General features: G+C 63.4%; 24 protein-coding genes. 13 read left to right on the forward strand and 11 right to left on the reverse strand.

All coding sequences use genetic code 11. The features are described 5' to 3' along the window. Positions 1 to 3 precede the first annotated feature (3 nt). The gene (locus tag J6497_RS16210) at positions 4 to 717 is read right to left on the reverse strand and encodes a GyrI-like domain-containing protein (RefSeq protein WP_225705268.1); all 714 of its coding nucleotides are present in this window, start codon (positions 715 to 717) and stop codon (positions 4 to 6) included. A gap of 303 nt (positions 718 to 1,020) precedes the next feature. On the opposite strand from J6497_RS16210, the gene dapF reads away from it, so the two are divergent. Together dapF and mtaB are read left to right on the forward strand one after the other, a co-directional pair. Next, complete coding sequence (gene dapF / locus J6497_RS16215) at positions 1,021 to 1,893, forward strand: diaminopimelate epimerase (RefSeq protein ID WP_225705269.1); 873 nt, start codon at positions 1,021 to 1,023, stop codon at positions 1,891 to 1,893. Between the two features lies 1 nt (position 1,894). After that, positions 1,895 to 3,205, forward strand: coding sequence for a tRNA (N(6)-L-threonylcarbamoyladenosine(37)-C(2))-methylthiotransferase MtaB (mtaB, locus tag J6497_RS16220; protein ID WP_225705270.1), 1,311 nt, complete (start codon positions 1,895 to 1,897; stop codon positions 3,203 to 3,205). A gap of 125 nt (positions 3,206 to 3,330) precedes the next feature. On the opposite strand, the gene J6497_RS16225 is transcribed toward mtaB, so the two are convergent. After that, entirely contained in the window at positions 3,331 to 4,032 is a 702-nt protein-coding gene (locus tag J6497_RS16225) for an RluA family pseudouridine synthase (protein ID WP_225705271.1), read from the reverse strand. Positions 4,033 to 4,080: 48 nt separating this feature from the next. On the opposite strand from J6497_RS16225, the gene ftsY reads away from it, so the two are divergent. Both ftsY and J6497_RS16235 read left to right on the forward strand, forming a co-directional pair. Further along, entirely contained in the window at positions 4,081 to 5,019 is a 939-nt protein-coding gene (gene ftsY / locus J6497_RS16230; RefSeq protein ID WP_225705272.1) for a signal recognition particle-docking protein FtsY, read from the forward strand. Further along, positions 5,019 to 5,621, forward strand: a complete 603-nt coding sequence (locus tag J6497_RS16235; RefSeq protein ID WP_225705273.1) for a septation protein A — start codon at positions 5,019 to 5,021, stop codon at positions 5,619 to 5,621. Before ftsY ends, J6497_RS16235 begins: the two co-directional genes overlap by 1 nt. Positions 5,622 to 5,779: 158 nt before the next feature. On the opposite strand, the gene J6497_RS16240 is transcribed toward J6497_RS16235, so the two are convergent. The 5 genes from J6497_RS16240 to ccmA form a co-directional block, all read right to left on the reverse strand. Further along, complete coding sequence (locus J6497_RS16240; RefSeq protein WP_225705274.1) at positions 5,780 to 6,373, reverse strand: DsbE family thiol:disulfide interchange protein; 594 nt, start codon at positions 6,371 to 6,373, stop codon at positions 5,780 to 5,782. A 124-nt stretch (positions 6,374 to 6,497) separates the two neighbouring features. Then, positions 6,498 to 6,677: a heme exporter protein CcmD gene (gene ccmD / locus J6497_RS16245; protein ID WP_249793596.1), complete on the reverse strand. Its 180-nt coding sequence runs from the start codon at positions 6,675 to 6,677 to the stop codon at positions 6,498 to 6,500. Continuing rightward, complete coding sequence (locus J6497_RS16250) at positions 6,677 to 7,408, reverse strand: heme ABC transporter permease (RefSeq protein WP_225705276.1); 732 nt, start codon at positions 7,406 to 7,408, stop codon at positions 6,677 to 6,679. Before J6497_RS16250 ends, ccmD begins: the two co-directional genes overlap by 1 nt. A gap of 72 nt (positions 7,409 to 7,480) precedes the next feature. After that, positions 7,481 to 8,149: a heme exporter protein CcmB gene (gene ccmB / locus J6497_RS16255; protein WP_130228364.1), complete on the reverse strand. Its 669-nt coding sequence runs from the start codon at positions 8,147 to 8,149 to the stop codon at positions 7,481 to 7,483. Further along, complete coding sequence (gene ccmA / locus J6497_RS16260) at positions 8,146 to 8,748, reverse strand: heme ABC exporter ATP-binding protein CcmA (protein ID WP_225705381.1); 603 nt, start codon at positions 8,746 to 8,748, stop codon at positions 8,146 to 8,148. The genes ccmB and ccmA overlap by 4 nt, the downstream gene beginning before the upstream one ends. A gap of 231 nt (positions 8,749 to 8,979) precedes the next feature. On the opposite strand from ccmA, the gene acnA reads away from it, so the two are divergent. The 3 genes from acnA to J6497_RS16275 all read left to right on the forward strand — a co-directional run bounded on the left by acnA (position 8,980) and on the right by J6497_RS16275 (position 13,461). Continuing rightward, on the forward strand, positions 8,980 to 11,700 hold the full coding sequence (gene acnA / locus J6497_RS16265) for an aconitate hydratase AcnA (RefSeq protein ID WP_225705277.1): 2,721 nt from the start codon (positions 8,980 to 8,982) through the stop codon (positions 11,698 to 11,700). A 160-nt stretch (positions 11,701 to 11,860) separates the two neighbouring features. Beyond that, on the forward strand, positions 11,861 to 12,619 hold the full coding sequence (locus J6497_RS16270) for a DUF1223 domain-containing protein (protein ID WP_225705278.1): 759 nt from the start codon (positions 11,861 to 11,863) through the stop codon (positions 12,617 to 12,619). A 476-nt stretch (positions 12,620 to 13,095) separates the two neighbouring features. Next, positions 13,096 to 13,461, forward strand: a complete 366-nt coding sequence (locus tag J6497_RS16275; protein WP_225705279.1) for a DUF2794 domain-containing protein — start codon at positions 13,096 to 13,098, stop codon at positions 13,459 to 13,461. Between the two features lie 4 nt (positions 13,462 to 13,465). Here J6497_RS16275 and J6497_RS16280 read toward each other — a convergent pair whose 3' ends face one another. The 4 genes from J6497_RS16280 to J6497_RS16295 form a co-directional block, all read right to left on the reverse strand. After that, complete coding sequence (locus tag J6497_RS16280) at positions 13,466 to 14,011, reverse strand: GNAT family N-acetyltransferase (RefSeq protein ID WP_225705280.1); 546 nt, start codon at positions 14,009 to 14,011, stop codon at positions 13,466 to 13,468. Between the two features lie 215 nt (positions 14,012 to 14,226). Next, positions 14,227 to 15,018 carry a Bax inhibitor-1/YccA family protein gene (locus J6497_RS16285; RefSeq protein ID WP_225705281.1) on the reverse strand — a complete coding sequence of 264 codons (792 nt, stop codon included), beginning with the start codon at positions 15,016 to 15,018 and terminating at the stop codon, positions 14,227 to 14,229. Between the two features lie 239 nt (positions 15,019 to 15,257). Further along, positions 15,258 to 17,828, reverse strand: a complete 2,571-nt coding sequence (locus tag J6497_RS16290; protein ID WP_225705282.1) for an ABC transporter permease — start codon at positions 17,826 to 17,828, stop codon at positions 15,258 to 15,260. After that, entirely contained in the window at positions 17,825 to 18,544 is a 720-nt protein-coding gene (locus tag J6497_RS16295) for an ABC transporter ATP-binding protein (RefSeq protein WP_225705283.1), read from the reverse strand. The genes J6497_RS16290 and J6497_RS16295 overlap by 4 nt, the downstream gene beginning before the upstream one ends. 55 nt (positions 18,545 to 18,599) lie before the next feature. Here J6497_RS16295 and J6497_RS16300 point away from each other — a divergent pair, with 55 nt between their 5' ends. The 6 genes from J6497_RS16300 to J6497_RS16325 all read left to right on the forward strand — a co-directional run bounded on the left by J6497_RS16300 (position 18,600) and on the right by J6497_RS16325 (position 24,233). Next, the gene (locus J6497_RS16300) at positions 18,600 to 19,247 is read left to right on the forward strand and encodes an arylesterase (RefSeq protein ID WP_225705382.1); all 648 of its coding nucleotides are present in this window, start codon (positions 18,600 to 18,602) and stop codon (positions 19,245 to 19,247) included. Positions 19,248 to 19,424: 177 nt separating this feature from the next. Then, positions 19,425 to 19,961: an RNA 2',3'-cyclic phosphodiesterase gene (thpR, locus tag J6497_RS16305; protein ID WP_225705284.1), complete on the forward strand. Its 537-nt coding sequence runs from the start codon at positions 19,425 to 19,427 to the stop codon at positions 19,959 to 19,961. A 146-nt stretch (positions 19,962 to 20,107) separates the two neighbouring features. Beyond that, positions 20,108 to 21,295, forward strand: a complete 1,188-nt coding sequence (zapE, locus tag J6497_RS16310) for a cell division protein ZapE (RefSeq protein WP_225705285.1) — start codon at positions 20,108 to 20,110, stop codon at positions 21,293 to 21,295. Between the two features lie 160 nt (positions 21,296 to 21,455). Further along, positions 21,456 to 22,424 carry a malate dehydrogenase gene (mdh, locus tag J6497_RS16315; protein ID WP_225705286.1) on the forward strand — a complete coding sequence of 323 codons (969 nt, stop codon included), beginning with the start codon at positions 21,456 to 21,458 and terminating at the stop codon, positions 22,422 to 22,424. Positions 22,425 to 22,554: 130 nt separating this feature from the next. Then, on the forward strand, positions 22,555 to 23,751 hold the full coding sequence (gene sucC / locus J6497_RS16320) for an ADP-forming succinate--CoA ligase subunit beta (protein WP_225705287.1): 1,197 nt from the start codon (positions 22,555 to 22,557) through the stop codon (positions 23,749 to 23,751). Positions 23,752 to 23,753: 2 nt separating this feature from the next. Next, complete coding sequence (locus J6497_RS16325) at positions 23,754 to 24,233, forward strand: DUF1579 family protein (protein ID WP_225705288.1); 480 nt, start codon at positions 23,754 to 23,756, stop codon at positions 24,231 to 24,233. The last annotated feature ends 25 nt before the right edge of the window (positions 24,234 to 24,258 follow it).

A 24,258-nucleotide genomic window follows, 5' to 3' on the forward strand; every position in this document is an offset into this window, starting at 1 on the left:
ATTTCACTTCAGCGGCACGTAGACGTTGATCACCAGCTTGTCTTCCGCCGTCTTCAGCGGATCGGTGGTGTATTCCTCGATAAAGGTGTCTTTTGCCTCGAGTTTCTTGTCGTCGAGGTGGTTGGTGATCGCCTCGTAGGTATTGTCCATGTTGTCGTAGGAGCCGCGGTGCACGAACTTCAGGGCCTTGCCGTCGGGCGAAGTGCCCATGCTCATGTTCTTGCCGAGGTTCTTCACCTCCTGGTCGACGGGGACTTCCGCGATGAAGGTGAAGCCGGTGTCGTCGGTCGAGGTGTAGACGATCATCGGATTGCCGGTCGGCTTGATGTTCTGCTTGTCAAGCAGCGCCGTCAGCGCCTTCAGCGAGTCGACCAGGGCATCGAAGGCCGCGTCCCAGGTGGCGTTGCCCTTCATCGTGACGACCTTTTTCGGCTCCAGCGTGAACTCCTCGCCGAAGGGATCGGCCGTTTGCGCCGGCGCAGGGGCGGGGGGCGTTGGGCTCTGGCCGGCTGAAGGGGTGTCGGCCGGCGATTTGGTCTCAGCCGGCGGTGGGGCCGGAGAAGCGGCAGGTGCAGGCGGTACCGGCGAGGCCGAAGGCGCCGGCGAAGGCGAGGCTGCGGGAGCCGGCGCCTGCGCCAGCGCCGCGCTCCCGAAAAAAATCGCGACTGCCGGGATCAGCGCGACCAAGCCGCCGCGGAAACCGTTGAACCGAATCATCTTGATATTCTCCATCCCCATCCCGAGCGGCCGCCTTTTTGTCCCGGCTGACGTCCGCAAGGTGCGATAGTCCTAACACGCAAGTTCCGCTTTCGTCCCATGACACTTGCGCTATGGGCGGCCGCGAGTGCGGAATGAATAGTGTTTCTTTGAGACATCATTCCGCTACATCTTTCGTTTGAGCGGAATCTTTTTCGGAGATCGCCGCCGCTTTGCGCGGGGCGCTGCATTCCGGGTCCGGATCATGCTCTGGCCAATTCGGCTCCATTCGCCATATAAGGCAGGCATAAATTGGGAAATTCCATGAGCGCGCTCGCCAACCACGCATTCGCCAAGATGAACGGCATCGGCAACGAGATCGTCGTGGTCGACATGCGCGATTCGAAGGCACAGGTGAAGCCGGACGACGCCCGCGCGGTGGCTGCCCCGGCTGGCGTGCCCTACGACCAGCTCATGGTGCTGCAGCCGCCGCGGCTGCAGGGAACGGAAGCCTTCATCAAGATCTACAATAATGACGGCTCGGAAGCCGGCGCCTGCGGCAACGGCATGCGCTGCGTGGTGCGTCGCGTGTTCGAGAAGACCGGGCAGACCGCGGCGACCTTCGAGACCCGGGCCCGGCTCATCAATTGCTGGCAGGGGCCGGCGCCGGATCTCTACACCATCGACATGGGCGCGCCAAAATTCGGCTGGCAGGAGATTCCGCTGGCCGAGGAGTTTCGCGACACCCGCTATATCGAATTGCAGGTCGGGCCGATCGATGCGCCGATCCTGCATTCGCCCTCGGTCGTCAGCATGGGCAATCCGCACGCGGTGTTCTGGGTCGAGGACGTCAACGCATATGACCTTTCCCGCTTCGGGCCGCTTTTGGAAAATCATCCTGTTTTCCCGGAGCGCGCCAACATCACGCTCGCGCATATCGTCGATCGCGATCACATCACGATCCGGACCTGGGAACGCGGGGCGGGCCTGACCAAGGCCTGCGGCTCGGCGGCCTGCGCGACCGCGGTCGCAGCGGCGCGGCTGAAGCGTGCAAATCGTGCCGTCGAGATCACGCTGCCCGGCGGCAAGCTCAGCATCGAATGGCGCGAGCGCGACGACCATGTGCTGATGACGGGGACGGCGACCTTCGAATATGAAGGCTGCTTCGATCCAGCGCTGTTCGCCGGCGTCGTCTGATATGACCGTCGACGTCGTCACCTTCGGCTGCCGCCTCAATGCGTTCGAATCGGAAGTGATCCGGCATGAGGCGGAGAACGCCGGCCTCGCCGACATCATCGTCATCAATAGCTGCGCGGTCACCAATGAGGCGGTGGCGCAGGCGCGCCAGTCGATCCGCCGGTTGAAGCGTGAGCGTCCCGATGCGCGCATCGTCGTCACCGGCTGCGCGGCGCAGACGCAAGCGCAGATGTTCGCTGATATGGTCGAGGTCGATCGCGTCATCGGCAATGACGAGAAGACGCGAAGCGCAGCCTGGCGCGATGCGCGCGCCGCGTTCGATGTGGGCCTTGAACTAGCGGCGAGCGAGAAGATCGCGGTCGCCGACATCATGGCGGTCAAGGAGATGGCGCCGCATCTGCTCGAAGGCTTTCAGAAGGGCCTGCCGCGGGTGTTCGTGCAGGTGCAGAACGGCTGCGATCATCGCTGCACCTTCTGCATCATCCCGTTCGGCCGCGGCAATTCGCGTTCGGTCCCGATGGGCGCGGTGGTTGACCAGGTCCGTGCGCTGGTCGAACGCGGCCACGTCGAGATCGTGCTGACGGGCGTTGACCTCACCAGCTATGGAGCCGACCTGCCGGGCGCGCCCAAGCTCGGCACATTGAGCCGGCAGATCCTCAAGCACGTGCCGGAGTTGAAGCGCTTGCGCATTTCCTCGATCGACTCCATCGAGGCTGACCGTGACCTGCTCGATGTCATTGCGGACGATTCTCGGCTGATGCCGCATCTGCATCTGTCATTGCAGTCCGGCGACGATCTGATCCTGAAGCGGATGAAGCGGCGGCACTCGCGGCAGGACGCGATCGCGTTCTGCGCGCAGGTGCGGCGACTGCGGCCGGACATGGCGTTCGGCGCCGACATCATCGCGGGCTTTCCCACCGAGACCGAAGAGATGTTTGCGCGCTCGCTAGCTTTGGTCGAGGAATGCGATCTGACCTTCCTGCACGTGTTCCCCTATTCCAAGCGTCCGGGCACGCCGGCGGCGCGGATGCCGCAGGTGGCCAGTGGCGAGATCAAGGAACGCGCGAAACGATTGCGCGCGACGGGCGAAGCGGCGTTACGCAAGCGGCTTGCCGCCGAAGTCGGTGCGACGCGCCAGGTCCTGATCGAGAGCGACAAGCAGGGCCGCACGGAGCACTTCCTGCCGGTCGCGATCAGCGGCGCGACGCCAGGCACGGTGCGGGCGCTTGCGATCAGCGGCCATGACGGCGCGCGGCTTCTTCCTCCTCCCCTTGTGGGAGAAGGTGGCGCGGACGAAGTCCGCGACGGATGAGGGGTTGTCTCCACGGGCACAGGTGTTCGTGGAGACAACCCCTCACCCTAACGAGTTTGTTGCCGACAGCGAAGCCGCCCTCTCCCACAAGCACCGCGAAGGTCTTCTTTTCCCGAGAGAATGCCCTACTCCCCGTTCCAGCTGCACGCCCGCAGCCGTTCATGCATATGGGCCGGCGCAGGCGCGACTACACGGATCGGCTCCTTGTTCTTCGAGATCGGAATCAGCAGCTCGCGCGAGTGCAGGTGCAGGCGCGGTTCGCCGAAACGCGGTCCGTTGCCATAGATATTGTCGCCGACGATCGGCCAGCCCATGGCGGAAGCATGCACGCGCAACTGATGGGTGCGGCCGGTGACCGGTTCCATTGCCAGCCAGGCGAGATCGTTGCCGCGGCCGAGCACCTTCCAGTTTGTCACGGCTTTTTGACCTTCCGGGTCCGGCTTCTGCCACCAGCCGCGCTCGGCGTTCTTGCGGCCGAGCGGCAGATCGATCGTGCCTTGATCTTCGGCAGGTCCGCTCTCGACCACGGCCCAATATGTCTTTGATATCTTGCCGTGCTTGAACAACAGGCCTAGCGAGGCGGTTGCCTTGCGATGCCGCCCAAGGACGAGGCAGCCGGACGTGTCGCGGTCCAGCCGATGGGCCAGCACCGGCGGTCGCGGCAGGCCGAAACGCAGCGCATCGAACGAGGCTTCCAGGTTTGGGCCGCCCTTGGGGCCGCGATGCACCGGAATCCCAGCCGGTTTGTCGATCACCAGCATCAAACCATCGCGATGGAGCACGCGGGCCTCAATTTCCGCCGGCGTCAATTGTGGAACATCGTTCACGCGTCGAGACTTTCGTTTGCAGGGCGAAACGGCTAACACACCCTTGCCATGAACGATACCACTGCACCCAAACTGAGCTGGTGGAAGCGGCTCTCCAACGGGCTGAAGCGGACCTCGAGTTCGATCGGCGCCGCCGTTGCCGGCCTCGTCACCAAGCGCAAGCTCGATCGCGCCATGCTCGATGAGATCGAGGATGTGCTGCTGCGCGCCGATCTCGGTACCGATGTCGCAGTACGCATCGCAGACGCCGTCGGCGCCGGACGCTACGACAAGGAGATCTCGGCCGACGAGGTCAAGGCCGTGGTCGCGACCGAGGTCGAGAAAGTGCTGGCGCCGGTCGCCAAGCCGCTCGAGATCGACGCGGCGAAAAAGCCATTCGTCGTCCTCGTGGTCGGGGTCAACGGCTCCGGCAAGACCACGACCATCGGCAAGCTCGCGGCCAAGTTTTCAACCGAAGGCCGCAAGGTGATGCTGGCCGCCGGCGACACCTTCCGTGCCGCCGCGATCGAGCAGCTCAAGATCTGGGGCGAACGGACGAAATCGCCCGTCGTCGCCGGCGCGCAGGGCTCGGATTCCGCAAGCCTCGCCTTCAATGCGCTGAGCGCGGCGAAGGAGCAGCAGCTCGACGTGCTGCTGATCGATACCGCCGGCCGGCTGCAGAACAAATCCGAATTGATGAACGAGCTCGAAAAGATCGTGCGCGTGATCCGGAAGGTGGATGCCACGGCGCCGCACGCGGTGTTGCTCGTACTCGATGCCACAGTGGGACAAAATGCGCTGTCGCAGGTCGAGGCCTTTCACCGTACTGCTGGGGTCACCGGGCTTGTGATGACGAAGCTCGACGGCACCGCGCGGGGCGGCATTCTGGTGGCGCTGTCGGAGAAGCACAAATTGCCGGTGCACTTCATCGGCGTCGGCGAAGGCGTTGATGATCTTGCCCCCTTCGCCGCGCGCGATTTCGCCAAGGCGATCGCAGGGATCGAGTAATGGACAAGAAAGCACCGCATCCTCTGTTCAAGCTCGCGACCGAGCTTGGCCCGCTGCTCATCTTCTTCTTCGTCAATGCCAAATCGAATCTGTTCGTCGCCACCGGCGTATTCATGGTGGCCGTGGTGGTGGCGATAGCTGCAGCTTACCTCGTGACGCGGCATGTGCCGCTGATGGCAATCGTCACGGCGGTGGTCGTCGTCGTGTTCGGCACGCTGACGCTGATCTTGCACGATGAGACCTTCATCAAGATGAAGCCGACCATCGTCTACACGCTGTTCGCCGCTATCCTCGGTGGTGGGCTGCTGTTCGGCCGCTCTTTCATCGCGATCATGTTCGACCAGATGTTCAATCTCACCCCGCATGGCTGGCGGATTCTCACCTTTCGCTGGGCGTTGTGGTTCCTGGCCATGGCGGTGGTGAACGAGATCGTCTGGCGTACCCAGAGCACCGATTTCTGGGTCACCTTCAAGGTATTCGGCATGGTGCCGCTCACGATGCTGTTTGCCGTCACCCAGATGCCGCTGATCAAGCGCTATCAGCTCGAGCCGGTCTCGCTGGAACGAAGCGAGGCGGAGGCAGGGGACGTCAGCAAGGGGTGAACTCTCCCCGTCGTCATTCCGGGGCGTGCGGAGCACGAGCCCGGAATCCATTGCGCCGCGGGCGCAAGTGGCAAAATGGATATGGCGCTCACGCGGAGCCTGTCATCGGGCCGCGCCTTGCGCGGACCCGTTGGCGTGCCCCGGAATGACGGAGAAAACTACGTCCCGGCTTTCAGCGCCCTCTCGATCTCGACCTTCAGCACACTTTCGAAATTCTGCGGCGTTACCGGCCCGACCATCTTGTAGACGATGGTGCCCTCGCGGCCGACGATGAAGGTCTCCGGCACGCCATAGACGCCCCATTCGATCGAGGCGCGGCCGTTGGCGTCGACGCCGACCATGCCGAAAGGATTGCCGTAGCGGCCGAGGAAGCGGCGGGCATTGTCGGGTGCATCCTTGTAGTTGATGCCGACGAGCTGCAGGCGATTGTCCTTGGCGAGCTCGGTCAAAAGCGGCGCTTCGTCATGGCATGGCACGCACCAGGACGCCCAGACATTGACAAGGCTGACCTTGCCCTTGAAGGCAGTGGGATCGAGCCCGGGCACCTGCGTGCCATCCCTGACCAGCCCCTCGAGCGCGGGCAGCGCGGTCTGCGGCGCCGGCCGGCCGATCAGCGCCGATGGAATCTTCGAGGGATCGCCGCCATAGAGTCGCAGCAGGAACAGTGCCGCAAGGGCGGCAAAGACCACCAGCGGCAGCACCACCAGCCAGCGCCGGCTCCGTGGCGCGGTTTCGGCAACAGGTTCGCTCATAAGATCATGATCCGATTAGACGGGATCGGATCATGATCTCGTCTCTTTGTTTGAGCATGATCTCCGCGCAAATGCTTCGCGTTTGTCGCGAGGAAAACCGGTTTCCACTTTTCCGGATCATGCTCTAGATCTCCGCTGCGCCGCGCCCGGAGCGCCTGACGACGCCGCTGGCCTCGAGCTCGCGCAGCCGCGCCGTCTGCTGGCGATAGTCGACGATGATCCAGACGATCAGCAACACCACCACGGCTGTCACCAGCCCATAGGATGTCACGATAAAGGAAGCGTAGGGGCCGAGCGCTGCCATCACGCCGCCTTTTGATTGGCCTGCATCATCTGCAGGCTGCGCACCCTGCGGCGCAGGATTTCGTTCCGCATCGCCGCCAGGTGCAGCGTGATGAACAGAAGCGAGAATGCGATCGCCATCACCAGGAGCGGAATCAGGAAGGCATTGTCGAGCGTCGGTCCGCCCATCCGGATCACGGATGCCGGCTGGTGCAGCGTGTTCCACCAGTCGACCGAGAATTTGATGATGGGGATGTTGATCGCGCCGACAAGCGTCAGCACCGCGGCGGCGCGCGCCGCGCGGGAGGGATCCTCCACCGCGCGCCACAGCGCAATCAGGCCGAGATACATCAGGAACAGGATCAGCACCGAGGTGAGCCGGGCGTCCCATTCCCAATAGGTGCCCCACATCGGCCGACCCCAGAGCGAGCCGGTGACGAGGGCGAGGAAGGTGAAGGCGGCGCCGATCGGGGCCGCAGTCTTGGCCGCGACGTCGGCGAGCGGATGTCGCCATACCAGCGTGCCGAGCGAGGCGACGCTCATGATGCCCCAGACGAACATCGACAACCACGCGTTCGGCACGTGGATGAACATGATCTTGACCGTCGCACCCTGCTGATAGTCGTCCGGCGCCATCGCCGACTGGTAGAGCCCGATCAGGAGCAGGATCGCGGTCGCGCCCGCCAGCCACGGCAGCACGCGCGCGGTCAGCGCGAGGAATCTCGTGGGGTTGGCGAGGTCGATCAGGCTCATGGCTTTCTCTGATAGTCGCGGCCGGCGTCGCAGGCAATTGGCCCAAAACCTCTCGTGAAGAGTTGATTGACCTCAATCCAGCCCGTGCCGCAGGCTGGCGGCTGCGGCAAAAGGCCCGACCACGAAGCTCACCAGCGACAGCGCGCACAGGATCGAGAACGGGGTTCCGAACGACAGCGGGCCCGTGATTGCGGCCTGCGAGGCCGCGACGCCGAAAATCAGCACCGGAATCGACAGCGGCAGCACCAGCACGGCCAGCAGCAGTCCGCCGCGGTGCAGCGTGACGGCAAGCGCCGCCCCGATCATGCCGGTAAAGGTGAGCGCCGGTGTTCCGGCCAGCAGCGTCAATGCCACCGCCAGAGTGGCGGTCCCGTCCAGATTAAGCAGCAGCCCGAGCACCGGGGTCGCTACGATCAGCGGCAGCCCGGCGGCGAGCCAATGCGCCAGCGCCTTTGCCGCACAGGCAAGTTCCAGCGGTGTCCGGCTCATGACGATGAGATCGAGCGAGCCGTCCTCATGGTCGGCCATGAACAGCCGGTCGAGGGTCAGAAGGCTCGCAAGCAGCGCGCCGAGCCAGAGGATCGCCGGTCCCAGCCGGGTCAGCAGCGCCAGGTCCGGCCCGACTGCGAAGGGCATCAGCACAGTGACCGTGAGGAAGAACAACACGCCGATCAGCGCACCGCCGCCGACGCGGAGCGCAATCCGGATGTCGCGCCGAATCAGTGCCGAGAGCGCGGTCATGGCGCGGCCCTCATGCGCATTTCCGTTGCGTCGATGCCGAGCGGGGTGTGGGTGGCGGCGATCACGATACCGCCGCGTGTGAGATGATCGCGCATCAGGCCAACGAAGACGTCCTGGCCTTTGGTGTCGAGCGCGGAGGTCGGTTCGTCCAAAAGCCAGACCGGCCGCCGCACGACCAAAAGCCGCGCGATCGACAGCCGTCGGCGCTGGCCGGCCGAAAGGTAGGCCGCCGGCAGATGCGTGGCGTGGTCGAGGCTGACCGACGTGAGGCATTGGCCGACGTCGTCCGCTTCGCCGCCGAGAAAATCCCGCCAGAAGGAAAGATTTTCGAGCACGCTTAAGCCCGGCTTCAGCGCGTCGCGATGGCCGAGATAGTGGGCCTGCTCGGCCACCGTCAGTTCAGCCTCGCCGCCATCGAGTGTGATCGATCCTTCCGAGGGCACCAGCAGGCCGGCGATCACGCGCAGCAGAGAGGTCTTGCCGGAGCCGTTGGGGCCGGTGATCGCCAGCGCTTCGCCAGAAGGCGCGGCAAAGCCGAGACCGGCAAACACTTCGCGGCCGCCCCGCACGCATCGCAAGTCTTTTCCGGAGAGCCGCATCATGCCCCGTCAACGCCCTCTAATAATCTTTCGCTAGCCGTTGAGAATTTTTGGGTGGCGCAACGCTGCGGCACGCTTGTCGGTGTGGCGGCGCTTCTAGAAAGATTCTATAAGCCCCGGAACTTGATGCAGCACACACCAGCGGTCCCCGCAAGCCGGGAAGCCGACCTCGCCGCTGCCGGTAGAAAAATACCCTTACCGGGTATAACGGAATAAGTGGGATTTCCTCGCATGACCTCGCTCGACAGCTTCAAATGCCGCAAGACCCTGAAGGTCGGTGGCAAGACCTACGTCTATTACAGCCTGCCCACGGCAGAGAAGAACGGTCTGAAGGGCATTTCGAAGCTGCCATACTCGATGAAGGTGCTGCTTGAAAACCTTCTGCGCAACGAGGACGGCCGCACCGTCAAGAAGGACGACATCGTCGCAGTCAGCAAATGGCTGAGGAAGCGCAAGCTCGAGCACGAAGTCGCGTTCCGCCCCGCGCGCGTGCTGATGCAGGATTTCACGGGCGTCCCCGCCGTGGTCGATCTCGCGGCGATGCGCAACGCAATGCAGAATCTCGGCGGCGATGCGGAGAAGATCAACCCGCTGGTGCCGGTCGATCTCGTTATTGACCACTCCGTGATCGTCAACTTCTTCGGCGACAACAAGGCCTTCGCCAAGAACGTGGTCGAGGAATACAAGCAGAATCAGGAGCGCTACGAGTTCCTGAAATGGGGCCAGAAGGCGTTCTCGAACTTCTCGGTGGTGCCGCCCGGCACCGGCATCTGCCACCAGGTCAATCTCGAATATCTGGCCCAGACGGTATGGACCAAGAAGGAGAAGATGACGGTCGGCAAGAAGACCGGCACCTTCGAGGTCGCCTATCCCGATTCGCTTGTCGGCACTGATTCGCACACCACCATGGTCAACGGCCTCGCCGTGCTCGGTTGGGGCGTCGGCGGCATCGAGGCGGAAGCCTGCATGCTCGGCCAGCCCTTGTCGATGCTGCTGCCCGAAGTGGTCGGCTTCAAGCTCAAGGGCCAGCTCAAGGAGGGCGTCACTGCGACCGACCTGGTGCTAACGGTGACGCAGATGCTGCGCAAGCAGGGCGTAGTCGGCAAGTTCGTCGAGTTCTTCGGGCCTGGCCTCGACTACCTCTCGGTCGCGGACAAGGCGACGATCGGCAACATGGCGCCGGAATATGGCGCGACCTGCGGTTTCTTCCCGGTGGATGCCGCGACCATCGATTACCTGAAGACCTCCGGCCGCAAGGCGGACCGCGTCGCGCTGGTCGCCGCTTACGCCAAGGCACAAGGTCTGTTCCGCACGGCGAAATCGACAGATCCGGTGTTCACGGAAAAGCTGATTCTCGATCTCAAGGACGTCGTGCCGTCGATGGCCGGTCCTAAGCGTCCCGAGGGTCGCGTTGCGCTGCCGGCGGTTGCGACCGGTTTCGCGACCGCGCTGACCAGCGAATACAAGAAGGCCGATGACGCGGCGAAGCGCTATCCGGTCGAGGGCCGCAATTTCGATCTCGGCCATGGCGACGTCGTGATCGCCGCGATCACCTCCTGCACCAACACTTCCAATCCCAGCGTCCTGATCGGCGCCGGCCTGCTCGCGCGCAATGCGGTTGCCAAGGGCCTGAAGGCGAAGCCGTGGGTGAAGACCTCGCTTGCGCCGGGCAGCCAGGTGGTGGCGGAATATCTCGCCAATTCCGGCCTGCAGGCCGATCTCGACAAGGTCGGCTTCAACCTGGTCGGCTTCGGCTGTACCACCTGCATCGGCAATTCCGGCCCGCTGCCGGAAGAGATTTCGAAGTCGATCAACGACAATGGCATCGTCGCCGCAGCCGTGCTGTCGGGCAACCGCAACTTCGAGGGCCGCGTCAGCCCCGACGTGCAGGCGAACTATCTCGCCTCGCCGCCGCTTGTCGTGGCCCACGCGCTGGCGGGCACCGTGACCAAGGATCTCGCGGTCGAGTCGCTCGGCGAGGGCAAGGACGGCAAGCCGGTCTACCTGAAGGACATCTGGCCGACCGCGAAGGAAATCAACGCCTTCATGAAGAAGTTCGTCACCGCGTCGATCTTCAAGAGGAAATACGCCGACGTGTTCAAGGGCGACACCAACTGGCGCAAGATCAAGACGGTCGAGAGCGAGACCTATCGCTGGAACATGAGCTCGACCTATGTGCAGAACCCGCCCTATTTCGAGGGCATGAAGAAGGAGCCCGAGCCGATCACGGATATCGTCGAGGCGCGAATCCTCGCCATGTTCGGCGACAAGATCACGACCGACCACATCTCGCCGGCCGGCTCGATCAAGCTGACTTCGCCCGCCGGCAAATTCCTGAGCGAGCACCAGGTGCGGCCCGCCGACTTCAACCAGTACGGTACGCGGCGCGGCAATCATGAGGTCATGATGCGCGGCACCTTCGCCAATATCCGCATCAAGAACTTCATGCTCAAGGGCGCCGACGGCAACATTCCGGAAGGTGGAAATACCAAGCACTGGCCCGACGGCGAGCAGATGTCGATCTACGATGCCGCGATGAAGTACCAGGCGGAAGGCGTGCCGCTGGTGGTGTTCGCCGGCGCCGAGTACGGCAACGGCTCCTCGCGCGACTGGGCCGCGAAGGGCACGCGCCTGCTCGGTGTTCGCGCAGTGATCTGCCAGAGCTTCGAGCGCATCCATCGCTCCAACCTGGTCGGCATGGGTGTGCTTCCACTCACCTTCGAGCCGGGCACGTCATGGCAGTCGCTCGGCATCAAAGGCGACGAGAAGGTCACGATTCGCGGCTTGCAGGGCGATCTGAAGCCGCGGCAGATGCTCACGGCGGACGTCACCTCCAGCGATGGTTCAGTGCAGCATGTCCCGCTGCTTTGCCGCATCGATACGCTTGATGAGCTCGACTACTATCGCAACGGCGGCATCCTGCACTATGTGCTGCGCAAACTCGCAGCCTAGCGCGGATTTGTGATCGGTGTCTCACTGCTACGTGAATGGCTAGAGAAATGCGGGCGGCCTATGAAAAAGGCCGCTTTCGCACGTCAGGGGCATACTCTCCAGGGTCGTCTCTCATGCCCCGTACAAGTACGGATGGAAATCATCACGATCGGTCCTCACTATGACAGCGATGATGGCCTATAATCGTCTTTCGCTTTGGTCCAGTGCGCTGAGTGTTTGCGCCATTATCGCGATCATCCGACCCGCCCACGCCGATCCGCGTGCGGTCGTCGAACTGTTCACCTCGCAAGGTTGTTCGTCCTGCCCGCCCGCCGACAAGATCATCGGCGAGCTTGCCAAGGACCCGAGCGTCATCGCGCTCAGCATGCCGATCGACTATTGGGATTATCTCGGCTGGAAGGACACGCTGGCCGATTCGCGCTTCAGCGCGCGCCAGAAAGCTTATTCTCACGTGCGCGGCGACCGCGACGTCTATACGCCGCAAGTCATCGTCAATGGATCGGCCAAGGTGATCGGCAGCGATCGCGCCGGCATCGAGACCGCGATGAAGGATACTGCGACCGAGGGCGTAATGTCGGTGCCGGTAACCATGTCGCTGTCCGGCAAGCAGATCAATGTCTCGGTGGCGGCGAGCAGCGCGCCGCGTGTCAAGCATGGCGAAGTCTGGATCTGCTCGATCTCGAAGGCGGTGCCGATCTCGATCGGGCGCGGCGAGAATCGCGGCCGCGAGGTCACCTACCACAACGTGGTGCGTAGTTTCCTGAAGGTCGGCGATTGGAATGGCAGCGCGGGAAGCTGGACCGTGCCGATCGAGAACATCTCGCGTGAAGGCGTCGATGCCGCCGTTGTCTATGTCCAGGACGGCAATCGCGACAAGCCGGGCCCGATGCTCGGCGCAGCCATGACCTCTCTTCGGTAAAGATCGAGCTTAGACCCTTTCGTCATTGCGCGTTTAACGCGAGCCTCGAACCTCGCTCCATCACATCTGGATTACGGATTCGCGCAGAGCCGGCCGCTCGGCGGCGCAACGGGTCGGCCGCCTATGAATGGCGTTTGGAGACAAAGCTGGAAGCGGTGGAGCCCAAAAAAGAAAAGGACCAACTCTCGTTGGCCCAGTCAAAAGGGAGTTAACTCCCCTGCGAACAGGCCCGATCCCGACGACCCCGGGGGGCTGGGGGCTGAGGAATCCGGAACCGAAAGGACCGGGCCAACGCAGGATTTCCTTCTCGCAAGGCAGCGGGGCGGGCGATGGGCGGAAGTGGGGCAGCAATAAGATTCTTTCTAACGATACTGTGACTCTGCAAAATTCTCCCACATCGTCGCGTGGCAGCCTCGAACCCTTGCGGTGCTGGCTGGTTAGCGCAATCATGTCAGTCGGATGACAGGAGGCGCTTGATGATATCGGAGGACACCGATCCAAGCGGGCTTCGCGCGGCGGCGCGGCCCGCCGCCATAAGCCCACTACAGAACCGCGTCACGTTCAATCGTTTCGAACTCAACCGCATCCTCAATCTCTATGGCCGCATGGTCGCCGATGGCGAGTGGCGTGATTACGCCATCGATTTCCTGAGGGATCGCGCCGTGTTCTCGGTGTTCCGCCGCTCCTCCGAAGTCCCGATCTACCGAATCGAGAAGGACCCGCGGCTCGCCCGCAAGCAGGGCATGTACAGCGTGATCTCGGCGACCGGCCTGATCCTGCGCCGCGGCCATGAGCTGGAGCGCGTGTTGCTCGTGATCGACCGCAAGCTGGCGGTCGTGTAGCGAGCTAACGCCGTCCCGGATCCCCGGTCGGCACCGTGGTCGCGCCGTCGCCGAGCGCGCGCTGCATCATCACCGTGTCGAGCCAGCGGCCGAACTTGAGGCCGACGCTGGGGTGGGTTCCGATCAGCGTGAAACCAGTCCTGGCGTGAACACCGATCGAGCCGGCGTTGGCGGAATCACCGATCACCGCGATCATCTGCCGGTAGCCGCGGGCCTCGCATTCGGCGATCAGTCGCTGCATCAGTTGCACGCCGATGCCGCGGCGCTGGATCGAGGGATCCAGATAGATCGAGTTCTCCACCGTGAAGCGATAGGCCGGGCGTGGGCGGTAGGCGCCGGCGTAGGCGTAGCCGCCCACGCGTCCGTCAAGGACGGCGACAAGATAGGGGAAGCCGCCATCTGCCAGCGCCCGAAAGCGGCGCGTCATCTCTGCCAGGTCGGGCGGGGCCAGCTCGAACGTCGCGGTGCCGAAGCGCACGGCGTGCTCGTAAATCGCGGTGACGGAGGGAAGGTCGGCCTCGGTGGCGGGCCTGATCTCGGCTGAGGACATGGCGGCAAGATAGCAGCGGACCTGCGGGGATCAACGCTCTTCGTTCCCATCCTGCCCCGTCATGGCCGGGCTTGACCCGGCCATCCACGTCTTTCTCGCCATTGGCTACAAAGGAGTGGATGCCCGGGACGAGCCCGGGCATGACGGACAGAGTGCACAAACAAAAGCCCCGGCGGTGAGGCCGGGGCTTCGATCGATGGTTCTAGCGGAGACGCTTAGTCGCGCTGTCCAAGGAGCTGCAGCAGCAGCGTGAACAAGTTGATGAAGTTCAGATAGAGCGAGAGTGCGCCGGTGATCGCCGCACGCTCGGCCATCGCGCCACCCTGCGAGGCGTAGCCGTAGATATAGTCGTTCTTCAGCCGCTGGGTATCCCAGGCGGTAAGGCCCGCGAACACCAGCACGCCGACCACCGAAACGACGAACTGCAGGGCCGAGCTTGCCAGGAACAGGTTGACCAGGCTCGCGATGATGACGCCGATCAGGCCCATGAACAGGAACGAACCCATGCCGCTCATGTCACGCTTGGTGGTGTAGCCGTAGAGGCTGAGCGCACCGAAGGTCGCCGCGGTGATGAAGAACACCCGCACGATCGAGGTGTGCGTGTACACCAGGAAGATCGACGACAGCGACAGGCCCATCAGCGCCGAGAACACCCAGAACAGGAGCTGGGCGGTCGCGGGCTGCAGCCGGTTGATGCCGGCCGAGATCACGAACACCATCGCCAGCGGCGCCAGGATGAACAGCCACTTCAGCGGGCTGACGAACATCGCATAACCGAACTGCGTCAGATAGGCGCTGCCGAACTTCGCGACGGCTGCGGACGGATCCCCCGTCACCGCCGCCATATAGACGCCGAGCGCGGCGAGGCCCGTGATCGCGAGGCCGATGGTCATGTAGTTGTAGATGCGCAGCATGTAGGCGCGCAGACCGGCGTCGACCGTCGCAGTGTCAATGCGACCGGCGGCCCGGCCGAAGGGAGAAGCATAGTTACGGTCTAGGTCCGACATTGTCGAATTCCCGTGGTTGTTCCGGTCGCAAGGGATTTGCGGCGCCGGCTGTAAATCTATCTCAGATGGCGCGGCCTGCGGACATTAAAATCCGTGTCATCAAACCGTCCATCCGACCCAAGCTGTATGTGGGAAACTAACACAACCGCCGCAAGCTTCCACGCGCGGCTGAATGTCGCTCTGGGCCTCGTTTCGAGGCAAAACCGGCATTAACGCTCCTCGTTCCCCGCTTCAAATTGTCACAAATTCCGCAACACTGCGGCAGGCTTCCGGTTCAAGGCGAGCAGCGTGCCGGCGAGCCCCAGCCCGATCGTGACGATCAGTGCCGCGACCACGACCGCCGCGGCGCTGCCGGCCTGCCAGACGAAGCTCAGCGTCATCAGGCGGGTGACGATCAGCCAGGCGGCGATCGAGCCGGCGAACACGCCGAATAGCGCGGTGGCAAAGCCGATCATCAGGTATTCGAGCGCATAGGCACCCAGCAGGCGGGCGCGGGTGGCGCCGAGCGTCTTCAGGATCACGGCGTCATAGACGCGGTGGCGATGGCCGGCGGCGAGCGCGCCGCCCAGCACGAGGATGGCCGAGATCAGCGTCACCGCGCTGGCGCCGCGGATCGCCAGCACGAGATTGGTGACAACGCTGCCGATGGTCTCCAGCGCCTCGCGGACCCGAACGCTCGTCACCATCGGAAAAGCGTCGGCGACCTGCTTGATGATGCGGGCATCGTCGGAAGGAGACGGATGCGCCTCGGTCAAGGTCGCCACATGGCTGTGCGGGGCGCCCTTGAAGGCGTTCGGCGAAAACACCAGCACGAAATTGATGCCAAGTCCCTGCCAGTCGATGTTGCGGAGGTTGGCGATCTTCGCCGAAATGTCGCGGCCGAGCACGTTGACGACGATTTCGTCGCCGATTTTGAGCCGCAGTCCGTCGGCGATCTTCTTCTCCATCGAGACCAGCGGCGGGCCATGATAGTCGGCACCCCACCATTCGCCCTCGACAATCTTCGAGCCTTTGGGAACCTCGCCGGTGTAGGTCAGGCCGCGGTCGCTCTGCAGCACCCATTCGGCGTCGAGCGATGGCTTCAGCTCGTCCGCCTTGACGCCGCGGGCGGCAACGATGCGCCCACGCAGCATCGGGACATCTTCGACCGTGCCGTCCGGCGTGGTCTGCTTGAGGAAGGCGCTGAACCGGTCGGCCTCGGTGGAGGGAATATCAATGAAAAAGAACGACGGTGCGCGATCGGGCAAGGCGGCCAGGAACTGCCGGCGCAGATTGCCATCGATCTGTGTAATGGTGACGAGCACCGCGAGCCCTAGGCCAAGCGAGAGCACAACTGATGGCGTTAGCGCGCCGGGACGGTGGATGTTGGCAACGGCCAGCCGCACCATGGTGACGCGGCTGCGCGGCAGACGCCGCGCCAGCGCCATCAGGCCGGCAGCGATCAAGCGGAGCAGCACGAAGACTGCGATGGAGGAGGCGACGAACACGGCGGCGACGCGCTTGTCGTAGGAAAGTCCGATCGCAACCGCGATCAGCAGCGCGATCACCGCTGCCATCAGCGCCACATAGCTCCAGCGCGGCCAGTGCCATTCACTCGCTACCGCGTCGCGGAACAGCGCCGCCACTGGCACGTCGTGCACCCGGCCGAGCGGCCACAGCCCGAACGCCAGCGCGGTCAACAGACCGTAGACGAACGACAGTGCAAGTTCATCGGGATGCAGTGCCGGGACCACGGGCAGCGGCAGCAGCTTGCCGAATACGCCGACAATGACGAACGGCAGCGCCGCGCCGAGCACAAGCCCGATCACCGAGCCGATGGTGGCGAGCACGATCACCTGGGTCAGATAGATCGCGAAGACGTCGCGGCCTGTGGCGCCGAGCGCCTTGAAGGAAGCAATAACGTCGCGCCGGCGATCGATGTGACTTTTGACGGCGTTGGCGACGCCGACGCCGCCGACCAGGAGCGCGGCGAGACCGACCAGAGTCAGGAACTGGGTGAAGCGGTTGATGTTGCGTTCGAGCTGTGGCGAGGCGTTGTCGCGGCTGCGGATCTCCCAGCCGGCTTCGGGCAGCGCATCGCGCGCGCTATCGATGAAGGTGGCGGTCGCGCGGTCGTCATTGGCATTGGCCGGCAGCTTCACACGGTAGATCCAGCGCACCAGGCTGCCGGGCTGCAGCAACCCGGTTGCACGCAAGCCCGCCTCGTTGACGAGAAAGCGGGGTCCAAGGCCGACGCCGCCAACGAGCTTGTCCGGCTCGGCTTCGATCATGCTGCGAATCTGGAACGTGGCACCGCCAATGGCGACGTGGTCACCGAGCTTCAGGTCAAGCCGCGCCAGCAAGGTCGAATCGACGCCAGCGCCGAACACGCCGTCACGCTCGGCGAGGAGGTCGGGGACCGGCATCTTCGGATTGAGCGTTAGTTGGCCGAGCAAAGGATAAGATCCGTCGACGGCCTTGATCTCGACCAGAGCCAGCGTGCCCGCGCCATTGCGCGCCATTGCGCGCAGCGTTGCCGCGACCGAGACGTCGCCATGCGTGCGCAGGAACGCGATTTCGGCTGGCTTGGCCTCGCGCTGCATCAAGTAAAAGCTGACGTCGCCGCCGAGCAGCGTCCGGCCCTCGCGCGTGAGCCCTTCGCTCAGGCTTGCCGCCACCGAGCCGACACCGGCGATGGCCATCACGCCGAGCGCGATGCAGGCGATGAAGACATAGAAGCCGCGCAGGCCGCCGCGCAACTCGCGCAGCGCGTAGCGGAGCGCAAGCGACGGTGCGCGGCTTGTCGTAGCGGTCTCGACGGCAATGCTCATGTTGCGGACTGTCCGTCGATCCGTCCGGAGCGTAGCCGCACCACGCGGTCGCAGCGCTGCGCCAGCGAAGAGTCGTGGGTGACCAGCACCAGCGTCATGCCGCGCTCGGCATGCTTGGTGAACAAGAGATCGATGATCTGCTTTCCGGTCGTCTCATCAAGATTTCCGGTGGGCTCATCGGCGACCAGGATCGCTGGATCGGGCGCCAGTGCACGCGCCAGCGCCACGCGCTGCTGCTCGCCGCCGGAGAGCTGCGTCGGATAGTGGTGCAGCCGGTGCCCGAGTCCGACCGATGCCAGTTCCGCGGCGGCGCGTTCGGCGGCATCGGTATTGCCGGCGAGTTCAAGCGGCACGGCGACATTTTCCAGCGCGGTCATGGTGGGGATCAGATGGAACGACTGAAAGACGATGCCGACCTGGCGGCCGCGGAAACGCGCCAGCGCGTCCTCATCCAGTGTATTGAAGGGCGTGCCGTTGACCACCACCTCGCCGCTGTCAGGGCGTTCCAATCCAGCCATTACCATCAACAGCGTCGACTTGCCCGAGCCTGACGGGCCGATCAGTCCGATCGCCTCACCCGATGCCACACGAAGGCTGATATCTTTCAGGATATGAACGCGGGCCGCACCGCTGCCGAGCGAGAGATTGACATTGGAAATAGAAATGGTGTCCGGCGCGACGCCGGAAAGCGATGAGGGTTCGATGAGACTGTCCATGGCTCGGTCATATGGCACTTCCGCCGCGCGGGTCGAGGGCCGGATTGCGATGTTCGTGCACATACTTGTGTTGATTGTGGCCTTGATGACGGCGGGCGCGGCGTATGCAGAGGGACAGACGGGAGGGGCGGCCAAACCGGTCAAGATGGTGGTGCTGGGCGATTCCTTGAGCGCCGGGCTTGGTCTTCCAGCCAATGCCGCGTTCCCCGCGAAGCTGCAAAAAGCTTTGGAGATCAAGGGGATAAAGGTCGATATGACCAATGCCGGGGTGTCCGGCGACACCGCCTCTGGCGGCCGCGAGCGGCTCGACTGGTCGGTGCCCGAGGGAACCGAGGCCGTCATCCTCGAACTCGGCGCCAACGACGCGCTGCGCGGCACCGATCCCGCGGTGACCCGTGCCGCGCTCTCCGACATTCTGTCGCGGCTGAAGGCGCGCGGAATCGCGGTGCTCATCTGTGGCATGGTTGCGCCGCCCAACTACGGCAGCGACTACGCGGCGCGCTTCAATGCTATTTATCCGGAGCTTTCGAAATCTTTCGGCGTGCCGCTCTACCCGTTCTTTCTTGAAGGCGTCGCGGCGGACGCCAAGCTCAACCAGGCCGACGGCATGCATCCGACATCCGACGGCATCGACATCATCGTAAAAAACATTCTGCCCACGGTGGAGGCATTTGTCGGCGCGATCTCCGGGCAGCGGAGTTGAAAAACGAGCAGCGGACAAGTCTGGCTTGCGGGTTCTCCGTAGGTTTACGAGCTGTTAATGTCGCATGCTTCGCAGAGTCATATAAGTCGGCTAGAAATAATCACCGGTGATTCGCTGCCGGGTCTGCTCTCAGCGAGGGCTCTTCGAGCTCAAGCTACCGCATCGAGGATTTTTGCGATGCCGCGTCTGTTCACTGGACTGGAAATCCCGGCCGAGATCGGCCAGACCCTTTCCGACTTGCGTGGCGGCCTTCCCGGCGCACGCTGGATCGATCCCGAAAATTACCACGTCACCTTGCGCTTCATCGGCGATATCGACGGCATCTCGGCCAACGAGATCGCGTCGATGCTGCTGCGGATCAACCGCAAGCCGTTCGAGGTCAAGCTGCAGGGGCTGTCGAGTTTCGGCGGACGCAAGCCGCGTGCGGTCGTTGCCTCCGTCGAGCCGAGCAGGCCGCTGATCGACCTGCAGGCCGAGCACGAGCGGTTGATGCAGCGGATCGGGCTCGATCCGGAAGGGCGCAAATTCACGCCGCATGTCACGCTGGCGCGGCTGCATGACGCCTCCAGTCAGGACGTCGCCGACTATCTCTCGGTGCGCGGCTACTTCCCCAGCCGCACCTTCCTGGCTTCGCGCTTCGTGCTGTTCTCCTCACGCGCCTCCACTGGCGGTGGGCCCTATGTGATCGAGGATTCCTACACGCTGAGCGCGTGACCGCCTCCCGCTTCCGGTCAGGACGCGAATGACGACGTGAGAATGTCCCGGGCCAACCACCGGGGCATGACCGCCGTTAGAATTTGTCATAGCCCCGGCCCCATTCACGGCTTGCAATTTTTCGTCCCATAGGGCCGTAAGGAGGCATGCTGTCCACCTCGCCGAGTTCCTTCCGCGCGCATTATCAGGCTCTCGTTGACTCCGGGGCGATCGAGGCCGATCCCGAACAGGCCCGTGTCGCCGACGCCTTCGGCGCGCTCGAGGACCGCCTTGCAAGCTACAAGCCCTCGCGCAAACAGGGCCTGCTTGGACGGTTGTTTGGCGGCGACAAGAACGGGCCGCCGCACGGGCTGTACGTGCATGGCGAGGTCGGCCGCGGCAAGACCATGCTGATGGACCTGTTCTTCCAGCAGTGTCCGATCGAGCACAAGCGCCGCGCCCATTTTCATGAGTTCATGGCGGACGCGCATGAGCGAATCTACGGCTACCGGCAGCAGATCGCGCGCGGCGAGATCGCCGATATCGACGTGATCGCGCTCACCGCGCAGGCGATATTCGATGAGGCTTGGCTGCTCTGCTTCGACGAATTCCACGTCACCGACATTGCGGACGCGATGATCCTGGGGCGGCTGTTCGCGAAACTGTTCGAGCTCGGCACCGTCGTAGTTGCAACTTCCAACGTCGCGCCGGAAGATCTCTACAAGGGCGGCCTCAACCGCGCGCTGTTCCTGCCCTTCATCGCGCAGATCTCCGAGCACATGGACGTGCTGCGGCTCGATGCGCGCACCGATTTCCGCCTGGAAAAACTTGCCGGTGGGAAGATGTGGCTGGTGCCGGTCGATGAGGAGGCGGAGGCTGCGCTGAATACGGCCTGGGCCAGGATGACCGGCAAAGCGCCCTGCAAGCCGCGCGATATTCCGATCAAGGGACGCATCCTGCGCGTGCCCTGCTCGTCGCATGGTGTTGCGCGTTTCAGCTTTGCCGAGATTTGCGAACAGCCGCTGGCCGCCTCTGATTATCTGCGGCTCGCGCACGACTATCACACCATTCTGATTGATCGGATTCCGGTCATGGATCTGGCCGATCGGAACGCCGCGAAGCGCTTCATCTCTCTGATTGATACGCTCTATGACAATGCCGTGAAGCTGATGGCGTCCGCCGAAGCGAACCCGGTGTCGCTTTACCTTGCGACCGAGGGCGTCGAGGCCGACGAGTTCAAGCGCACGTCCTCGCGACTGATCGAAATGAGTTCGGCCTCCTATCTGGCGCTCCCGCACGGGAAGCGAAAGGATTCCACGGCCAGCGGCTCGAGCACGGGGCTGGTTGAAACCTGAAATGCTCCAGGCCGACGGCAGCTGGTATGCCTGTGATCGGGATGCGGAGCCGGCCCGACAATTGGGCATGGCCGCGACTTGAACCGATCATTCGAAAGGGATAACCAGCGATCCAGTCTGCTATCCATCCTCCTCTTTGTGCTCAAAGGACAGATTTCCCATGGCGCGCGACAAGATTGCTTTGATTGGCTCCGGCCAGATCGGCGGAACACTGGCTCACCTGGTCGGCTTGAAAGAGCTGGGTGACGTCGTGCTGTTCGACATCGCCGAGGGCGTGCCGCAGGGCAAGGCGCTTGATATTGCGCAGTCCTCGCCGGTCGACGGTTTCGATTCCAGCCTGATTGGCGCCAATTCCTACGAGGCGCTCGACGGCGCCAAGGTCTGCATCGTCACTGCCGGCGTGCCGCGCAAGCCCGGCATGAGCCGCGATGATCTCCTGAGCATCAATCTGAAAGTGATGGAGCAGGTCGGCGCCGGCATCAAGAAGTATGCCCCCGATGCCTTCGTCATCTGCATCACCAATCCGCTCGACGCGATGGTCTGGGCGCTGCAGAAGGCCTCCGGCATGCCGAGCAAGAAAGTTGTCGGCATGGCCGGCGTGCTCGACTCCGCGCGCTTCCGCTATTTCCTCGCCGATGAGTTCAACGTCAGTGTTGAGGATGTCACCGCCTTCGTGCTTGGCGGCCATGGCGACACCATGGTGCCGCTGGTGCGCTACTCCACCGTTGCCGGCATCCCGCTGCCCGATCTGGTCAAGATGGGCTGGACCTCACAGGCGCGCATCGACGAGATCGTCGACCGCACCCGCAATGGCGGCGCCGAGATCGTCAACCTCCTCAAGACCGGTTCCGCCTTCTACGCGCCGGCGGCATCCGCGATCGCGATGGCCGAGAGCTATCTGAAGGACAAGAAGCGCGTGCTGCCCTGCGCCGCCTATCTCAATGGCGAATATGGCGTGAAGGACATGTATGTCGGCGTGCCCGTGGTGATCGGTTCCAAGGGAGTCGAACGCGTGGTCGAAATCGAGCTGGCCGGCAAGGACCGCGAGGCCTTCGACAAGTCGGTCGGCGCGGTGCAGGGTCTGATTGACGCCTGCAAGAAGATCGCGCCCGATCTGCTCGGTCATTGATTTCGTTTAGTTTTCGGCCCCAAACGGGGCCGAAAGCGCTTCTTGGTTGCGGTTCTATTGGTATGTGGTATGCCAACTACCAAGGTGAACTGTAGAACTCGCCGTTGTAGAGGGTTTGGGGAGCGTCCCGATGAATATCCACGAATATCAGGCCAAGGCGCTGCTGCACGAATTCGGCGTGCCGATCTCGCGCGGCGTGCCCGTGCTGAAGCCTGAGGATGCCGAGGTGGCAGCCAAGACGCTCCCCGGCCCGATCTGGGTGGTGAAAAGCCAGATTCACGCTGGTGGCCGCGGCAAGGGCAAGTTCAAGGAGGCTTCCGCCGGCGACAAGGGCGGCGTGCGGATCGCCAAGTCGGTGGCTGAAGTCGCCGCTTTCGCCAAGCAGATGCTCGGCGCGACGTTGGTGACGCTGCAGACCGGCCCGCATGGCAAGCAGGTCAACCGCCTCTACATCGAGGAAGGCTCCGACATCGACAAGGAGTTTTATCTTTCGGTGCTGGTCAATCGCGAAACTAGCGAAGTCTCGTTCGTGGTCTCGACCGAAGGCGGCGTCAACATCGAGGACGTCGCGCACTCTACGCCGGAAAAGATCGTCACCTTCTCGGTCGATCCGGCCACCGGCATCATGCCGCATCACGGCCGCACCGTCGCGAAGGCGCTCAATCTTTCCGGCGACCTCGCCAAGCAGGCCGAGAAGCTCGTGAGCCAGCTTTATACGGCGTTCACCGCCAAGGACATGGCGATGCTGGAGATCAATCCGCTTGTCGTCACCAGGCAGGGACAGCTCCGCGTGCTCGATGCCAAGGTGGCGTTCGACGACAATGCCTTGTTCCGCCATGCCGAGGTGGCGGCGCTGCGCGACGAGACCGAGGAAGATGCCAAGGAGATCGAGGCATCGAAATACGACCTCAACTATGTCGCGCTCGACGGCACCATCGGCTGCATGGTCAATGGCGCCGGCCTTGCCATGGCGACCATGGACATCATCAAGCTCTACGGCATGGAGCCCGCGAACTTCCTCGATGTCGGCGGCGGCGCCAGCGTTGATAAGGTGGCCGCGGCGTTCAAGATCATTACCGCGGATCCCAACGTGAAAGGCATCCTCGTCAACATCTTCGGCGGCATCATGAAGTGCGATGTGATCGCCGAGGGTGTCGTCGCTGCAGTCAAGCAGGTCGGCCTCAAGGTGCCGCTGGTGGTGCGGCTCGAAGGCACCAATGTCGAGCAGGGCAAGAAGATCATCAACAACAGCGGTCTCAATGTCGTGCCTGCTGATAATCTCGATGACGCCGCGCAGAAAATCGTGAATGCCGTCAAGGGAGGCTAGCAATGGCCCAGGACCATCTTGCCGCACCATCACCGCTTCCGGAGCACAAGAAGCTCGGGGTATTCGCGGGTGAATGGGCCGGCGAGGAGGTGGTCTATCCCTCGCGCTGGATCGCTGGCGGTCCTGCCACCTCGCATGTGGTGGCGCGCATCGATCTCAACGGCCTCTATCTGATCCAGGACAGCCGCCAGACGCGCGACGGCCAGGAGATATTCGCGACCCATGCCTTGTTCACCTACGACCGCGACGACCGGCTCTACAAATTGTTCTGGCACGATTCGCTCGGCTACTACCCGCCATCGCCGGCCTCCGGCAGCTGGGTCGGCAAGACGCTGACGCTCGTGCGCGGCTCGCTGCGCGGCAATGCGCGCCACGTCTACGAAGTCGTCGACGACAACAGCTACACCATGAAAATCCAGTTCTCGCCCGACGCGGAAGGATGGGCCGACGTGCTCACCGGCGTGTATCGGCGTGTCCACTGAGCATGAACCGGAAAAGCGGGGTGCC

Origin of the sequence: Bradyrhizobium cenepequi (genome assembly GCF_020329485.1) — a bacterium.
Lineage (GTDB): Bacteria > Pseudomonadota > Alphaproteobacteria > Rhizobiales > Xanthobacteraceae > Bradyrhizobium > Bradyrhizobium cenepequi.

Coding starts and splice junctions, on each gene's coding strand:
- J6497_RS16210 (WP_225705268.1), bottom strand. CDS start 717: ATGATTCGGTTCAACGGTTTCCGCGGCGGCTTGGTCGCGCTGATCCCG.
- dapF (WP_225705269.1), top strand. CDS start 1,021: ATGAGCGCGCTCGCCAACCACGCATTCGCCAAGATGAACGGCATCGGC.
- mtaB (WP_225705270.1), top strand. CDS start 1,895: ATGACCGTCGACGTCGTCACCTTCGGCTGCCGCCTCAATGCGTTCGAA.
- ftsY (WP_225705272.1), top strand. CDS start 4,081: ATGAACGATACCACTGCACCCAAACTGAGCTGGTGGAAGCGGCTCTCC.
- J6497_RS16235 (WP_225705273.1), top strand. CDS start 5,019: ATGGACAAGAAAGCACCGCATCCTCTGTTCAAGCTCGCGACCGAGCTT.
- J6497_RS16240 (WP_225705274.1), bottom strand. CDS start 6,373: ATGAGCGAACCTGTTGCCGAAACCGCGCCACGGAGCCGGCGCTGGCTG.
- ccmD (WP_249793596.1), bottom strand. CDS start 6,677: ATGGCAGCGCTCGGCCCCTACGCTTCCTTTATCGTGACATCCTATGGG.
- J6497_RS16250 (WP_225705276.1), bottom strand. CDS start 7,408: ATGAGCCTGATCGACCTCGCCAACCCCACGAGATTCCTCGCGCTGACC.
- ccmB (WP_130228364.1), bottom strand. CDS start 8,149: ATGACCGCGCTCTCGGCACTGATTCGGCGCGACATCCGGATTGCGCTC.
- ccmA (WP_225705381.1), bottom strand. CDS start 8,748: ATGCGGCTCTCCGGAAAAGACTTGCGATGCGTGCGGGGCGGCCGCGAA.
- acnA (WP_225705277.1), top strand. CDS start 8,980: ATGACCTCGCTCGACAGCTTCAAATGCCGCAAGACCCTGAAGGTCGGT.
- J6497_RS16270 (WP_225705278.1), top strand. CDS start 11,861: ATGACAGCGATGATGGCCTATAATCGTCTTTCGCTTTGGTCCAGTGCG.
- J6497_RS16275 (WP_225705279.1), top strand. CDS start 13,096: ATGATATCGGAGGACACCGATCCAAGCGGGCTTCGCGCGGCGGCGCGG.
- J6497_RS16280 (WP_225705280.1), bottom strand. CDS start 14,011: ATGTCCTCAGCCGAGATCAGGCCCGCCACCGAGGCCGACCTTCCCTCC.
- J6497_RS16285 (WP_225705281.1), bottom strand. CDS start 15,018: ATGTCGGACCTAGACCGTAACTATGCTTCTCCCTTCGGCCGGGCCGCC.
- J6497_RS16290 (WP_225705282.1), bottom strand. CDS start 17,828: ATGAGCATTGCCGTCGAGACCGCTACGACAAGCCGCGCACCGTCGCTT.
- J6497_RS16295 (WP_225705283.1), bottom strand. CDS start 18,544: ATGGACAGTCTCATCGAACCCTCATCGCTTTCCGGCGTCGCGCCGGAC.
- thpR (WP_225705284.1), top strand. CDS start 19,425: ATGCCGCGTCTGTTCACTGGACTGGAAATCCCGGCCGAGATCGGCCAG.
- zapE (WP_225705285.1), top strand. CDS start 20,108: ATGCTGTCCACCTCGCCGAGTTCCTTCCGCGCGCATTATCAGGCTCTC.
- mdh (WP_225705286.1), top strand. CDS start 21,456: ATGGCGCGCGACAAGATTGCTTTGATTGGCTCCGGCCAGATCGGCGGA.
- sucC (WP_225705287.1), top strand. CDS start 22,555: ATGAATATCCACGAATATCAGGCCAAGGCGCTGCTGCACGAATTCGGC.
- J6497_RS16325 (WP_225705288.1), top strand. CDS start 23,754: ATGGCCCAGGACCATCTTGCCGCACCATCACCGCTTCCGGAGCACAAG.